Raw genomic sequence first — 14,755 nt, forward strand, 5'->3', positions numbered from 1 at the left:
GGCGTGCCGCGACCGAAAGAGAAGGTGAGCCCACCCGCTGTGATCAAGAGCAACAGGGCAGGCAAACCGTAAAGCAATGCCGCTCCTGCCGGAGCAAGCGCCGCAGCGACTGGCGAGGCCAAACTGGCCCCGACGAACAGTGAAAATGTGTAGAGCGAGAGTGTCAGACCGCGATTGGAATCGGACGCCGCACTGGACAAGGTGGCGATCAGGCCGGGCACGGCGAGGCCGACGCCTCCGGAGACGCAAATGGCTCCAAGCGCGATCATGTTGCCGCCAATGGCCGATATTGCGAGACCGGTGGCGCTGAGGATCAAGCCGGTTCGTGCCGTCACCGGCGCACCGAAGCGTTTTGAGATTGGTGCAGCGAACAGGCTTAGCGCAAGCGGTGGCAGCCCTATAAGACGAACGATCTGTGGGTCAAAGTCAGTTCCGATTCCCATTGTTGTTCCGGCTTGAAAGATCACGAAGCCGAAAAGGACCGTCAGAGCCGCACCCCAACCGGCGATGGCGACCGGGTTACCGAACAGCGTGCCGTCATGGCGGTCCTGCGGCCTACCTTGAGGCGACGTGACTGGCATGGCGTTTTTTGCCGGAAGAACGAGGAACAGCCCCGCCGCCATGACCAGATAGAGAGGCGCGATGCCGAGCATGAAGGCTGTCGGCGAGACTGGCACACCGACAGCTGCGAATTGTGCCAGTGGCGCGGCTGCGAGGAAAGAAAAGCTGATGAGGGAGACGCCAAGGGGACGCCGGGACGGGGGCAAGGCCTCGTTCACAATGGACAGAGCCACAGGAGGGAAGCTCGCTGCGACAAACCCTTGCGCGGCACGGCCAGCCATGAACATCGGGAAGCTTTCTGAAAGGCCAAGCAAGGCCGTCACTGCCGTCATGGCGACCAGCCCGCCCACCAGAATGGTCCGCCGCCCAAACCTATCTGAAAGCGGACCCCAAATCAGGAAGCCTATGGCATAAGCGAAACCAAACGCCGTAGCCGCCCACGTGGCGGCTGTAGGCTCGACGGCAAACAACGCCGCTATTTCATTGGTGAGCGGGATTGTGAGATAGAGCTGCCCGACCACGATCAGCGCGGTGAACATGAGCAGCATTGTAATTGGAACATGTCGGGGTAACATATTATTTCCTTCTTACGTTAAGTGTAGATTTAAGTCGGACCACGGCGCAGATTTGCGACAGTCGTCAGGCTCGTTTGTCGGGCACCGCGTCGTCGTATAGATGTTCCATGTGCTGGATGTTCTGGATCAGATCCCGGCGAAACTCCGACAACTCGCCGAGTTGCACATCGACCTTGCTCAATTGCCCTTTCAGGATGTCGATGACCTTTTGCTTGCCTTGTAGATGCGTGTCGGCATCAGCAAAATACATGTCGATCACCTGCTGTATCTCTTCGAGAGACAACCCGAGGCGCTTCAGTGCCGCAATTTTTTCCAGCCGCGCGAATGCTTCTTCTTCATAAAGCCGATGCGATGCGCCTTCCCGCGCAACCGGAGAAATCAACCCGAGCCGTTCGTAGTAGTGGATGGTTCTTTGACTCACCCCTGCTCTACGAGCCAGGTCTCCGATTTTCATATTGTCAACGCTCATCGCACAACCTTCTAAACCTTACGTCAAGTGTAGATATGTGCTTTGTTGACGGAAATCAAGGGTTGCGCCGTGAGCAATGGACTGCATCGTATTTGGCTAAACGCTCGTTTTTGGAACGGTCGAAAAGGGCTCAGTTTTTGGCTCCCAGAAAATCCCGTTCAAAACCTAAGTGGTTGTTGAAGTCTATTGGTTCTGCTCATTATAGCAGACATCGGCGCGACTCGCAGCGTGCGTCAATGTCCGGTTTGGTAACCCTTTCCGAAAACGGTCGAGTTTTGGCACATGCTGCGAATGTCTGGAGCGGGTCTTTACGGACGGTTGCCCCAACCCTTAGCATCTGCAAAGCGTGAAAAAGGAGATGGCGATGCCCGAAATGACTGTGCTTCTGACTTACCTTGCAGTGCTGGTCGGCTTCGTCTTCTTTCCGGGGCCGTCGATCCTGCTGACTTTGGCACGTGCCTCAACCTCGGGGACTCGAGCGGGAATAGCTACGAGCTTCGGCATTGGCTTGGGAGATGTAATCCACACTCTGCTGGCCGTTATAGGGGTGTCGGCCATCGTCATGGCGTCTGCCCATGCTTTTCTGGCAGTGAAGTTGCTGGGTGCTGGATATCTGATCTACATCGGGCTCCATAGCATCTTCGAGCGGACTCCTCTTCAGGGCCAGCCAGATTTGCCGCTGATCACTCCACGCAAAGCATTTCGTCAGGCATGTCTTGCTGAGGTGCTGAACCCGAAATCAGCCATGTTCTTTTTAGCGTTCCTGCCGCAGTTTGTTGCCCCCGTTCAGGGAAATGTAGCCCTGCAGCTCTTGGTGCTTGGCCTGCTGTTCGTGGTGGTGGGGACTGCTGCCACGCTCTTAGTAGCGGTCGGCGCAGGCATTGTTGGAGCAACCTTGCACAGCAACCCGGCCATCCAGCGATGGCAAGGAAAAGTGGTGGGCACCCTGTATTGCGCACTTGGTATCCGACTTGCATTCCAACAGCGCTGATCACTGTTTGCTCGGTCCCGCACATAGGACCTTCAGGGCCGTTCAACAAACGGTTGATACTCGATCTTCTCATTCTTGGATGCGACTTCGGAAAAAATTGCTCCGGTTTTGCCGATATAGTTCCGCAAATCAGGCGTTCCTGAAGGGCAGCAATTGGTTTCGGAAAAAACATTTCAACTTGATGGAAGACCGGGATCGGTCATCTGAATGCTTGGTTGCTGCGATACGTTTTCCCACCATTCGAAAAGAGCTGATTGATTGCTTAATGCTTCTGCGCCTTCCGGCGCTTGGGCGAAATACGCAATCATCGGCGCGAGATGGCAATCTGCGATGGTTAGGGTGCGACCATCAAGGACCAGCCGCTCTGCCGCAATCGTATTTAACGCGGCCAAGACCGTCCCGGATGCTTCAAGTCCTGCCAGCACCTCGGCTTCATCGACCCGCTCGCCTAATGCGGGTCGAAAGACTCTGTGGGCAAAGACCTGCCTGACCATCGGGCGATAGCCATAGCTGTCGAGGATAGAAACGACCTGTGCGGCACGGGCCAAAGGTCCTGGTGCGCTTGGCACGAGGCACGGCCCATCAAAAGCCACGTCTACATAGCGAATGATCGCAGACGTCTCGTAGACATCGAACGTGCCGTGGCTCAGGACTGGCACATGGCCAAACGGTTGCCGTTCCAGAAAGTCATTGGGGATACTGGACGCGACGGGATCGACCTCCTCAATATCGTAGGCAACATCCTTCTCGTGCAGCGCCACGCGCGCAATGCGATTGTAGACACTATAGCGATAACCGCGAAGCAGAACTGATTTGGCCATAGCTTAAATTACCATATTTTCGTCAATCAGGAAGGCTGTATCCATAGATGCTTCATACAGATCCACTTTTCAAAACAGACGTCCGGAGCGAAGGTTTCTGCGGCAGTAAAGTCCCGCACAGCTGACCTTAGGGCCTTCCAAAAACGCTCCTTTTTGGAGCGTGTGATAATCATCCGATATGACGCTGCCAAAAACCCCGTTCAAAACCTAAGTGGTTATTGGAGGTTTTTGAAAGCCTCACAACAGCGGACATTCGTGCAGCGTGCAGCATGAGTCAAAGTGGGCTCTGACCGGTCATTCGCCGCGCCGAGCATGAAGGTCCGCTGAGGGCCGTTCGTGTTGGTCACTTGAGGCAGAGACTACGTTGACATCGCGTTGCGCTCCGTTCCTGGGCCATCTCACGTAGAGAGGTTTGATCTCATTCGGATGCGACTGACAAAGCCCCAATGAAGCTTGATTGTTGATGCTATGGATCCGGCTGTACGAAAGACGGCCGTTGAAACAGGGTATTAGCTTGCAGTTGACTAAACGTGGCATAACTGGGTGATGAAACGAACAATAAGAGCAACTCATGATCAATGTCGCGCCCCTTCCTCTCAGGACAGCCTCCGTCCCGCGGGAAACCGCGTTCTCCCACATGTCTAGGCTGGCGGCAGCAAATAAAGTGGACTTACGGGAATTCGGCTTTGAACTGGGTATTCCCTTCCAGCGCATTCTGAACGGTGAACAAGATATGATCAGGATACTAGCCTTGTTGGGCGGGACTGATCACGAGTGCCTGCAACACTGGTCGGGAACAAAACTTGAAGGTCGTCGCCATGAACTTTGCGGCGAAATCTATCCTGCAAAAACCATCCGCAGCCCTGAAATCCGGGGATGTCCCATCTGTCTGAAACAGGACGCCAGTGCATCGGAACGTTCACCAGAGCATTCGATGGCAATCCGCGGGCACTGGCTGGTTCCGCACGTGACTATCTGCCTTGCGCATGAGCACCCTCTTGTCCCGCTCTGGCGGGAGACCCAGCCCTTCGCGCGATATGACACCGTGACGCAATTCCGGTCTATCGCGCCAGCCATTGTTGCCGGTGAGTTTGACCGCGAGATTCGTGAACTGACGGACTTCGACAAGTGGCTGGAAGCCAGGCTTGTTAATGGGCCAGGAAACGGCTGGTTAGATCTGCATCCTCTGCACGCAGCCTCCACCTTCTGTTTTTTACTGGGAAGTGCCCGCATGCGTCATGAGACCACAGCGCCATCGGACGTCAACCCGGAGGATCGCTGGGCGCTACTACAAATGGGATATGAGATCTCCCGGCATGGTCCAAAGTCTATCACGACCGCCTTGCAACGCTTGCAGGACCGACCCGGAGATCCACATCAGGGGCCAAAGGCAATTTATCCGGTTCTATATGACCGTTTGTCCCGAGACTACGCTGATGTCCCTGAATATGCTCCCTTCCGTGCCATCCTGCGGGATCACCTGCTTGAAACTTGGCCTCTCAACGCCGGAGATGATCTGCTCGGGGAACCGGTGGAAAGGCGACGGTTACATTCGGTGCGTTCGGCCTCCCGGGAAACGGGGATCGACCCACGCCGTATGCGGAAGATGCTCGAGAGCGCTGGGATCCTGATTGACGCCCGTCCCGACGCTTGGGCAGTGTTCGACGCGGACGCTGCCGCGCCCCTGCTCGATTCACTGACGACCCTGCTGCCAGCAAAGGCCTTTGCCGAAGGTCTCGGCATGTCACGATCTCAGTTCGACCGGCTCTCAGAGGATGGTGTCCTTGCTCCGAAGTTGGCAGACACCACCACGAAAAATATCTGGGATCCCCGGGAAGGGCAGGCCTTTATTGACAGCCTGCTTGCCGGAGCCGAGCCTCTCCGACAGGCTCAACACGGCTGGGAACACATCTCAAAATCTGCAGCACGATTGAAGATCCGAACTGGCGATATCGTAAGGGCAATCCAGCAAGGCCGGGTCCGACGGGTTGGGAATCATTCCGATTTCGATGGGTACAAGGCTATCTACGTCTATCACGACGAAGTTTCGGCGGCTCTCTCAGATGATGGGCCGGCCGCCATGTCTTTGGAGATTTTTGCAAAGACCGTGGGCATCGGGCAGCCGGTATTTCTGAACCGGCTTATCTCGAATGGACATACCACGGCGACCTCCATCCTGAACCCCCGAACCCGCGCCATGCAACGGTATTTCGCAGAGCTGGACTCGGTTCAGTTCCACGAGAAGTTCTACACATACCGGACCATGTCCAGAGCGCATGGAAGATCCTGGCAACAGATGTCCGTCTTACTTGCTGCCGCTGGCGTTTACCCGTTCAGCCCTGATGGCATTGATTATGGAAAGCTCTTTCTCCGGGCGGAGGTGGACTCAGCAGTCGGTTACGACTGCGGATAAACTCCAAGAGGTGGGCGGGGCTGAATGCTCCGCCTTCCTTGTTTACAGTTTCGTAGCGAACCATTCCGGTTCGGCAGTACAGCTGAATTGCGAAGTATGATGCCGAGCAGGACCGTTATTAGAGGATCGTGCGCCCGCTTCTCGTTTCACTGCCTGCAGTACTAAATCACCGATGAGTATGCCGCGTATTTCCACGAACGGTATTTCACTCCGCGCACGATGTCCCTGTACTTAGGCATGAGCTGGCAAAAGCTGTCCTCCAAAGTGAGGGCACCAATCGGTCAACCCGTTCTCCCCCCTTTGGGGAAGAGTATGGGAATGTCTACCTGCGCTCAGACATACCGACGGACCTTTAAGCGCTCTTCACTGCATCGGAAAAAAAGAAAAAGAGCGAAGGCGGCTCTTTTTTCCCATTTTTTTCAGCGGCTTGTGACTGAGGCGATGTAGAAACCCAAGCACCTCCAAGGTTTTGCGCACGCTTTTAAGTTTTCTCTGCGCACGCTTCTCCTTGGACTGCTGTCAGAACCAACAAAAGTCTGCAATCGCCCGAAGACGGACAAAGTAGTATCAATTACTTACGCAAGACATTACCATAAAAGGCGAACGCACCTTGCAACTGCAACCACTATAAAGTTGCAACTCACCCTGATGAAAGAACGAAAAAAGCCGCGCATCAGCGCGGCTTTTCTTTTGGATCCTATGGTATTTATTAAGGCGGAACTGGGATGGCCCGCAATCGATCATACAAATAGACACCTATCTCTTTTGGATCTTGAACAGGGTCGATCCCGGCAGCTCTGAGCTTGCCAGTAACAACCCAATGGTTGGTTCCGTCGCGTTGGATCAGTTCGCCAAGTGTCACATACTGTCGCTTAAAACTATTCACTTCTGCCTGCTCAATTCGGACCTTGATTGGCCCTGGGAGCCGATCCTCCACCCACTCGATTAACGGTGTATTGCCTTTAAGTCCGAGCAGAAGATCCAATGCGGTCAGAGACACCCCCAGCTGCTCGGCCGCAGCCTTTTTGGTCAGAGGCAAATGCGAAGTATCACGCGGCAGAACCGATTGAACTTCGGAGGGATCCAACAGGAGCGCAAGATAGCCCTTCGTGCCTTCGACAATCTCAACATTGTGCAAGTTACCCGCAAGCAAGGAACACATGATCTCCCCTGAGTATCTCTTCGCTTCTTGAGCCGCTTGGGGTATTGGAACCTGCCCCGCTGTCGCTCTTGAGACATACACTGCTCGCTTGGTGAGGCGTGCCAGTAGCCGGTCTACCTCGCGGGCATCTACGCCTCGTAATACCTAAGTGAGGATGCGGGAGCCGTCATCAAGTGGCTTCAAGAAGCCCTCTCGAAGCAACATGTCTACTTGGGGTCGTGTAGCGTTCATGCGAGCTGGCAACTTCGCTACAGGAACCGCCCGTTGAAGCTCTCCTGCCAACTCTTCAGCTACATCAGCCTCGCAGGTGTCCATACCAGTCATCCGATCGGGATCCTCGGAAGAGATCAGCCCTCGAGAGACGAACGCGCGATGAACTGTTTTGGGGTGAAGATTGAATTTCACCGCGACGGAATGCGCATGGTGACGACGCGTTTTAACGACCTCCTCGCCAAGGAGATCCATTCCTGGCGATACGGCCATGTTCTCAAGAATGAAATCTCGCAAGATGGTCCGGATCGGCCCCGGGTCGCGCCCTGTTTTGTTGAACTGTAGCCACTCGTAGAAGAACCCAAATACGGTGTGAGCTCCAACCCTCCCATGGCGAAGTTCCATATTGCGAAGAACGTCGAAGAAGGCCGCCCGAATTCCTGGTTCGCCTTCTGCGGTAACAGCAAAACCCGACCGTCCCGCATCTTCCCAATCTCGGTCATTGAAACCGCCCAGTTTCTGCTTTGAGCCCCACCCCGCGAGAACGCCGACCATTTCCGACACTCGGAACGCTTGCTCTATATCTTGACTGTTGAGCCATGGCTCCGCTGTGTGTTTGCCTCGCAACCGGCAAAGCACGTAGTTCTGCAATGGGGACGGCGATCGCTGTTCACTTTGATCCGCGAGCCGATGCAGATCTCGGGCTTCAGGAGCCAGGGTCTGCAGATTGCGCATTTGATCAGACCACGCGGTCTTAGCGGCGAATTGGAGGGCACAGCCGTGAACTTCACACGTCTTCACCACCTTAAAAAGCCAAAGCCAACGCGCAATTCGCTGTCCATCCCCCCGCCCCTCATCTTCAAGAAGACAGCGAGGACAATAGGCCGTTCGAGTTCCGCCCAAGAAACTGCTTGAGAACTTATGCCCACGAAACCCATATTGGCGGGCCTGCAAGCGTTCAGGTTGGTGGGCGATCAGTGTTTCGCAATTAATCCCGGTAACAGCTGAAAGGGTCGACATTGCTGACCGCTTACCTGAGAGCAAATCTGGCAGCGGAAGCTGCAGATCGTGGAGGAACTCCGGAAGGTTGAGGTCGACATGGTGTCGCGCAGTGCGAATTGCCCAGGAAACAGCGCTCTCATCTTCTTGCAGAGAAACCTGCGGCACAAGGATACCACTCAACGCCGCCTCCCATTGCCTGAGGCGTCTCTATTGCCACGGACCTCCCGATCTTCCCACGCTGAATAGTTTCCCGTTGCGAACACATTCTCGTCGAGTGGACAGCTCTCTTGCATAAACCAATAGTCGATGAAGTCTTGCCGAGTGAGCGAAGGTCGATGAGACCTTAGCGCCGTTTCAATAGCGCCAATTGCGATCTCGATAGCCATGCCAAACTGATCGCGGGCAGCATGCAGAAGGCATTGAGTGAGGTCTGGATCGATCTCGACTCCAAGCTCAACGCGGTCGGCATAGGACCTGATCAGATTCATTAACCCGTCGCCATCGCTTGCAAACGAGATCGGCGGCAGCCGGACTTGTGAGAAACGCCTCGCAACTTGATGATCAGATCTCAACAGTTCGGCGACAGGCTCTGTGCCGCACAGGACCACCACGATCGCTTGGGGGCCTTGCATGAGAGACTTGAGTGTCTTGAGCAGATCCTCCTTCTCTCGCACATTTCCTGCGTTATAAATATCGTGCGCCTCGTCGATCCAAAGCACCTTTATTCCGAGAACACTGAGACGGTGCTTGACCATTTCCCAAATCGCCCACCGTTCTCTTCTTTCGGATACCTGCGGATAGCCCAGTGCTTTGAGCAGTTCCAGGCCAACGCTTTTCAATGTTGCTGGGCTGGGGACAGTAACCTGAAGACATTTCGTGACACCGAGCTCACCCTTAAAGTGCAGGTTAGGGTGCCCGGACAGAATATGACTAACGAGTGCGGTTTTACCGCTGCCTGGCGCGCCTACGATTGCGACACCCCGAGTTTCTTGCCCTTCGGCAAAGAACCGAGGGGCAAAACCGGTTCCTTCGCCGAAAAACAACCGGTTGAACGCTGTTCGAGTTTGGTCATCGCGCTGCGTCTCGACATGAATTGCGGATAGCTGCTGTATAGCTCGCTCAATTGACGCCAACGTGACGATGCTTGCTTGCGTTGTCATTGGTCAAAACTTCCAATCGTTCTTTTTAGGCTCCGAGGAGAGGGCATCGAGCTGTTCAGCCTTATGACGCCCAATTCCTGGATCGCTTGGAGGTCCGACATCGATGAGGGTTCCATATTGAGAAGCGGTCTTCTGCGAGGCATTCCTCGTTCCCGCAAAAAAACCAATCCCCAGGTCTTGTTCGAAGCGCGCTATCCCATCCTTGGTCCACTGCTCCGAAAGGATGCCCGCTTTTTGGCCGGCCGCCGCGTTCATGCGATCGATTTCCTCGAAAGCGGCGGCAACGACTGATCTGGCGATTTCGCGAGCATTTGGATCTCCCCGACGGATCAGGTTTCTGCAAAGGGTCCAGTCGCGTGCAGTCCGCCCCTGGAACTCAGGCAAGACCGCCTCCACAGCCACCCATTCATCATTGAGCGACACTTCGATCGCACCGATGTTTTCCGGCAACCAACGCACTTGCAGAGAACACGAACCCATTTGCCGGAAATGACTTCCCAGCCGCTCGCTTCTGTAAGAAACGCCTAAGACAGTGAGGCCGGATTTATTGATCTTCCGTTCGAGTTCGACGCCAAACGCGATACGTTGGGTTCGCAAGTCAGGTCGCGGTCGAACCCCATAAAGATTGGAAAGCCGTTCCCAACATTCAAAGGGTGTTTCGCCGCCCAATCCCTCATGCGGAGTATTGTGGTAAACATCCACAACCCAGCGCACCAGCATTGTTGCAAAGTCTTCCACGGTATTCACCGCTCTCGCTTCGGAAGGATAATCCCCACGCTGGACAACGTCGGAAAACGTGCGACCTGAAAGCCGGCCCACCAGATTAGTCGAGGTTGTTTCAAGCACGCGCTCCATCGTGCCTCTGAGCTGTGGCAATCCTGCCGGGGCGCGCATCAGGTCAAGAGCAGTAAATTTAGCAGCGGCAATAAATCGATAGTTTGCGAAAGCGCTTCCATTGTCAGTTACCAGCACGTCAGGAATGCCATGCATGTGCCATGGCGACAGTGCGCCCACCGCGTCAGCATGATGCCCTTTATCGCGCATGATCATTTGCAAGCAGTCGATCGCGGCCGAAACGTTTTCGGACTTCGACAACGTGACACCCACCAAACATCGGGTCGTGCAGCAGATTGCACCGATCAAGTGCCAGCGCTTCTTCCCACCGTCGAGCTCCATCTCCCGGACAAGCTCTGGAGCCAATTTTTCCAATAGCCGTGTGGACTTGGCGATTGTCATCAAATCAACGGTCCAGCCGTCCATTTCCACCCGCTCGAGAAGACGCCCGAGTTGAAGCCCGTTGCCGACAGGAAAGAATTCCTTCCTCGCAGCGTCCTCACCTTTTCGATGCAAGGTCACTTCGAATGGTGTGAACTCCCGGAGGCGTGCACGAATAGTATTCCCTGACGGAATAGGTAGCTGCGACTGCCTCGCTCTTTCTCGGACGCGGTTTTCGCGCCTGAAAATCTCAATAGTATCGGCAACCACGGCACGCTTAGTCGGAGAGTCTGGATGGAGGTAACCCGCTACACACTTTTGCAGCAGTGCTTCGGTCTCAGGGCATAACCGGCCCCCCTTTCGGCCAGATTTCCACCTGCCGTCGACTAAGCCTGCAATTCCACCATCACGATACGCTTTGAACCACTTTAAGACAGAAGTCGAACTCGCATCAGCAATTCCGATGCAAGTCCCTCCGCCGTAAGTCTTCTTATTGCTAACATGCGTCAGAATGAAGTCTCGAAATGCCACGTTCGCTTTCGATTTAAGCTGAGGAAATGCCTTGCCGATCGATTCATAAGTAAGTTGGAGCTCACCGTTTCCGTAGAGTTCCTCCACCGCAAAAGAGTAGCTCAGCCGAACCCCTACTTTTTCAAGGTGTTTCTTTTGAAGCCGCCTTAAATCGAACTCAGTATGTCGGCCTTTGAGCGCAGCCGCGGCAGGAGCGTAGAAGTCTCTTTCCACTTTAATGTTCCCCGCTTCGCTATGCGCTGACAGATCGCGGTAGGGAAACAATTGTGTCAGACCGTCGGCGTCTTCAGTTTTGAGCAGGTAGCCTTCTGAGTTCGACATCGACACATTAAATGCAACTCCTCCAATGGTGACACGGTCGAATGTTCCAAAGTAAACCTTTCCACGCGGGGCAAAATTTTCATGCTTTCCCATACCCTTTACCTCTCTGAACGAGTGTGGAAGGGCAGATCAACTCATGTGTATTGCAGCTCAGCACTCCTTCGCCGATAAGCCTAACAAGAGCCCGAAAGCCACGGCATCCCAATCCAATCTTCGCCGTCAAATCAGCAAGGCTCACACAGCCCAAGAGCTGCGCGGCAACTGCTCGAGCATTTGTGTCTGCAACGACATCAACTTCGCGGACACTCCTCAAGAAACGAGCATTTCGAACGCGAGTATCATCTAAGCCGTCCTCAGTCAAAACGCGGACTTCATCGACGAAGCCAGACTGCACTGCGCACCGCGCAATAAGCTGAACTTCCGATTGGAATTTGGGCTTTGTCGCTCGGCGCAATGGCTTCACGATCATCGCAATCGATTTTCCCGAAATGAATGTCGCGACGAAATCAAAGAAATGCGTTCGAGTTTTAGAGCCGTCGCCCCATTCGACCCTCACCTGTTCTCTTAAGCAAACAACAACAGGGTCCGCATCTAAGACGCTCGCCCATTTAAACTCGAGATCGGATTCAACGTGGAGGCCGCGTCGCTCACCGTGGCGTCCAACGGCGAGTTGGCCATTCGCGTGCCCTCGTGACGAAACAGGGGGTTGCCGCTCCGCAATTGAGAAGGCTGGTAACTTCAAGTCGCCAACCGTGTTTGGAGTATCCATAGGTTTTCTTTCGGCATGAGGGATCGTTCGCCGCAGGTTAAGTGCGGCGTTCGGGCCCTTTGATTCAATAGAGTTGCCGAAGGAACTTGTGGGAGACAGTGTAAAATGGCACACTGGCGGTTCAAGAGAGTCGCCTTCGGCGGTTCGGATAAGCGCGTGGACTGTTGCTGCAGTTCACGCGTTTTTTTGTTTGTCCCGTATTGTTTTCAATAATGGCGGAGAGAATCCCAGAATAAGTGAGGTTTGACAAGTTATCAGTTCTCGGCAGGTCAAACCCCCTTGACAGCATTTTTTGAGACCCCCATTCGAATCACCAAAACGAGCAGATTCGTATAAATGCATTAGACCAAACGGGTTAGGCAAACCGATGGATTCGTTAGAATTTTCTCTGGGGAATATTAGCGTGTCCGTTTGTTCAAACGTTCCCCAGAATGGGCGGTTAAATACAAGAAATTTTTTTTGTAAATCCGATTCATTCTGACGAACCTCGAAAAAAACATGCCATTATTCTGGCCTTTCGATCACATTTTATTTCAATTCTTCAAGGCCTGTGTGGTGTTCTCGCTTTAGGGGCGCTCTACAAACTTGCATCACAATGATTCGAACGGAGGCTCGAACTGATCACAAGATTCGAATGGTCTCGGCCGAGCCGTCCAAAGTGATACGAAGGTAGCTCGCCCGTCGATACTTTGAATTTTGGTCAGACCGGCCGCCGGTGCGGAGGAGAGAAATATCTGCGTGGGTGGACTCTGGTCCAAATGCAGCAAGGGGTACTTTCGGCTCGCAGTGAAGACCGCCACTCACGGCCCACACCTGCCGTTCGTGACTTGCGCGGCGAAAGTCAGCTTCCGAGTCTTTTTTGCCGCACAACGCAGCCGCAACATTTCTCAGCGAGAACGCGCAGAACAAGCCACCTTAAAAAGACAATTGGCGCCGAGGTGGATAGGTGCAGTGCGGCTCTGCAGTCATCTGCAGGGTTATGAACCCGCGTGGCTCCTTCCGGTATCACGCGGCCGAAGATCAGTGCGTTCGATTTATCAGAGCAAAAATCCCGCGACTCAAGCCTCTCGCGCGTCACGCCGACGCCGCATGACTTTAGCGATGGGCCAGACGATCACGAGGAGAGTGGCGATGGCGAGCGTCGCAGAGATCGGGCGAGTCAGCAGGTCGGTGACGTCGCCACGGCTGATCAGCAGGGCGCGCCGGACGCTTTGTTCGGCCATCGGGCCTAAGATCATACCAAGGATAATCGGTGCCAGCGGAACGTTCACCTTCTCCAGGAAATACCCCACGAGGCCTGCGGCGAGCATCACCCAGAGGTCGACAGGGCGGCCGTTGATAACATAGACGCCCACGCACATCAGGATGAGGATTGACGGTACCAGAAGCACCCCAGGCAGCCGCTGGAACTGGGCAAAGACGCGAGTGGCGACGGCCCCTCCGAGAGCGAAGATCAAGACCGAAGTTAGGAGCATCTCCATCATGAAACCGCCGACCAGCACCGGGTTCTGGTGGAACAGTTGCGGGCCGGGTTGCAGCCCATGGATGGTCAACGCGCTCAGCACCAGCGCCGCGACAACGTTGCCGGGGATGCCGAGCGCCAGCGCCGGGATCATCGACGCGGCGTTGTCGGCGTTGTTGCCACATTCCGCCGCGGCTACGCCCTGCGGGTTACCTTTGCCGAAACTCGACGGATTGTCCGAGGCGTTCTTGGCGGCGTTGTAGCTGAGAAAGGCCGCGATGTTGCCGCCCGCGCCTGGCAGGATGCCGACACCTATGCCGATGCCCGAGGAGCGCAGCCAAGTCGGGATCAATGCACGGCGTTCGCCGGGTTTGAAAGGCACATCGGTCAGCTTAAGTTGCGCGGCAGATAGCCCCTTGAGGTCGGCCTTTTCAGCCAATTGCAGGACCGGCGGCAGAGCATAAAGCCCCACCAGCACCACGATCAGGTCGAGCCCACCCAAAAGCCAGGTTTGGCCGAAGGTAAACCGCGCTTGGCCTGAAAGGTTGTCGATCCCCATCGTGCCGATCAGCAGACCGAGCACGGCAGCCATGATCCCCTTGACCGGGTCGGAACCGACCATGACGCCGACTGATGCCATGCCGAAGATCGCGATCCAGAAATATTCGGCGGGGCCGAAGTATAAGGTTACTCTTGCCAATAGTGGTCCGACGGTCATCAAAGCGATCGCGCTGGCGATGCCCCCAACAGCGGAGGACCAACAAGCAATCTTCAGCGCTTTCGCGGCCTCGCCTTTGTCGGCCATCGGGAAGCCGTCAAAGGTGGTGGCGATTGAGGCCGGAGTGCCGGGAATGCGCAGCAGGATCGCCGGGATTGCGCCGCCGTACATCGAGCCGTTGTAGATGCCTGCTACCATGGCCAGTGCCACCAGCGGATCCATCGAATAGGTCAGGGGCAACAGGAGCGCGATAGCCATCACCGGGTTAAGCCCCGGCAGAGCGCCGATAAATACGCCCAGCAGCGTGGCACCGATCATTGCTGTCAGCGGTCCGAAGGTCAGAACTTGGGCCAATGCATTGGTGTAAAATTCCAT

Annotated in this window: 11 protein-coding genes; 2 read left to right on the plus strand and 9 right to left on the minus strand. The window is 55.1% G+C overall.

All coding sequences use genetic code 11. The features are described 5' to 3' along the window. Both WNY61_RS12980 and WNY61_RS12985 read right to left on the minus strand, forming a co-directional pair. The coding region (locus WNY61_RS12980) for an MFS transporter (protein ID WP_342851851.1) at window positions 1-1,136 on the minus strand (1,136 nt) is incomplete at its 3' end. Window positions 1,137-1,200: 64 nt separating this feature from the next. Beyond that, complete coding sequence (locus tag WNY61_RS12985; protein ID WP_342851852.1) at window positions 1,201-1,605, minus strand: MerR family transcriptional regulator; 405 nt, start codon at window positions 1,603-1,605, stop codon at window positions 1,201-1,203. Window positions 1,606-1,969: 364 nt separating this feature from the next. Here WNY61_RS12985 and WNY61_RS12990 point away from each other — a divergent pair, with 364 nt between their 5' ends. Then, the gene (locus WNY61_RS12990; RefSeq protein ID WP_342851853.1) at window positions 1,970-2,596 is read left to right on the plus strand and encodes a LysE family translocator; all 627 of its coding nucleotides are present in this window, start codon (window positions 1,970-1,972) and stop codon (window positions 2,594-2,596) included. A gap of 173 nt (window positions 2,597-2,769) precedes the next feature. Here the strand turns inward: WNY61_RS12990 and WNY61_RS12995 are convergent, their stop codons facing one another. Further along, complete coding sequence (locus tag WNY61_RS12995; protein WP_342851854.1) at window positions 2,770-3,417, minus strand: glutathione S-transferase family protein; 648 nt, start codon at window positions 3,415-3,417, stop codon at window positions 2,770-2,772. Window positions 3,418-3,988: 571 nt separating this feature from the next. On the opposite strand from WNY61_RS12995, the gene WNY61_RS13000 reads away from it, so the two are divergent. Then, entirely contained in the window at window positions 3,989-5,830 is a 1,842-nt protein-coding gene (locus WNY61_RS13000; RefSeq protein WP_342851855.1) for a TniQ family protein, read from the plus strand. A 709-nt stretch (window positions 5,831-6,539) separates the two neighbouring features. Here the strand turns inward: WNY61_RS13000 and WNY61_RS13005 are convergent. The 6 genes from WNY61_RS13005 to WNY61_RS13030 form a co-directional block, all read right to left on the minus strand. Next, on the minus strand, window positions 6,540-6,992 hold the full coding sequence (locus tag WNY61_RS13005) for a hypothetical protein (protein WP_342851856.1): 453 nt from the start codon (window positions 6,990-6,992) through the stop codon (window positions 6,540-6,542). Window positions 6,993-7,136: 144 nt separating this feature from the next. Continuing rightward, complete coding sequence (locus WNY61_RS13010) at window positions 7,137-8,384, minus strand: TniQ family protein (RefSeq protein WP_342851857.1); 1,248 nt, start codon at window positions 8,382-8,384, stop codon at window positions 7,137-7,139. Next, the gene (locus tag WNY61_RS13015; protein ID WP_342851858.1) at window positions 8,381-9,364 is read right to left on the minus strand and encodes a TniB family NTP-binding protein; all 984 of its coding nucleotides are present in this window, start codon (window positions 9,362-9,364) and stop codon (window positions 8,381-8,383) included. The genes WNY61_RS13010 and WNY61_RS13015 overlap by 4 nt, the downstream gene beginning before the upstream one ends. 3 nt (window positions 9,365-9,367) lie before the next feature. Then, entirely contained in the window at window positions 9,368-11,524 is a 2,157-nt protein-coding gene (locus WNY61_RS13020; protein WP_342851859.1) for a hypothetical protein, read from the minus strand. Next, the gene (locus WNY61_RS13025; RefSeq protein ID WP_342851860.1) at window positions 11,511-12,200 is read right to left on the minus strand and encodes a hypothetical protein; all 690 of its coding nucleotides are present in this window, start codon (window positions 12,198-12,200) and stop codon (window positions 11,511-11,513) included. The genes WNY61_RS13020 and WNY61_RS13025 overlap by 14 nt, the downstream gene beginning before the upstream one ends. Window positions 12,201-13,258: 1,058 nt before the next feature. Beyond that, window positions 13,259-14,755 carry a tripartite tricarboxylate transporter permease gene (locus WNY61_RS13030; protein ID WP_342851861.1) on the minus strand — a complete coding sequence of 499 codons (1,497 nt, stop codon included), beginning with the start codon at window positions 14,753-14,755 and terminating at the stop codon, window positions 13,259-13,261.

The sequence above is a fragment of the Sulfitobacter sp. AS92 genome (assembly GCF_038900015.1).
In the GTDB taxonomy this organism is placed as follows: Bacteria; Pseudomonadota; Alphaproteobacteria; order Rhodobacterales; family Rhodobacteraceae; genus Sulfitobacter.

Bases quoted from the DNA above. Each gene is read 5' to 3' on its own strand.
- WNY61_RS12985 (WP_342851852.1), bottom strand. From the start codon at position 1,605: ATGAGCGTTGACAATATGAAAATCGGAGACCTGGCTCGTAGAGCAGGG.
- WNY61_RS13030 (WP_342851861.1), bottom strand. From the start codon at position 14,755: ATGGAATTTTACACCAATGCATTGGCCCAAGTTCTGACCTTCGGACCG.
- WNY61_RS13015 (WP_342851858.1), bottom strand. From the start codon at position 9,364: ATGACAACGCAAGCAAGCATCGTCACGTTGGCGTCAATTGAGCGAGCT.
- WNY61_RS13000 (WP_342851855.1), top strand. From the start codon at position 3,989: ATGATCAATGTCGCGCCCCTTCCTCTCAGGACAGCCTCCGTCCCGCGG.
- WNY61_RS13020 (WP_342851859.1), bottom strand. From the start codon at position 11,524: ATGGGAAAGCATGAAAATTTTGCCCCGCGTGGAAAGGTTTACTTTGGA.
- WNY61_RS12995 (WP_342851854.1), bottom strand. From the start codon at position 3,417: ATGGCCAAATCAGTTCTGCTTCGCGGTTATCGCTATAGTGTCTACAAT.
- WNY61_RS12990 (WP_342851853.1), top strand. From the start codon at position 1,970: ATGCCCGAAATGACTGTGCTTCTGACTTACCTTGCAGTGCTGGTCGGC.
- WNY61_RS13025 (WP_342851860.1), bottom strand. From the start codon at position 12,200: ATGGATACTCCAAACACGGTTGGCGACTTGAAGTTACCAGCCTTCTCA.
- WNY61_RS13005 (WP_342851856.1), bottom strand. From the start codon at position 6,992: ATGTGTTCCTTGCTTGCGGGTAACTTGCACAATGTTGAGATTGTCGAA.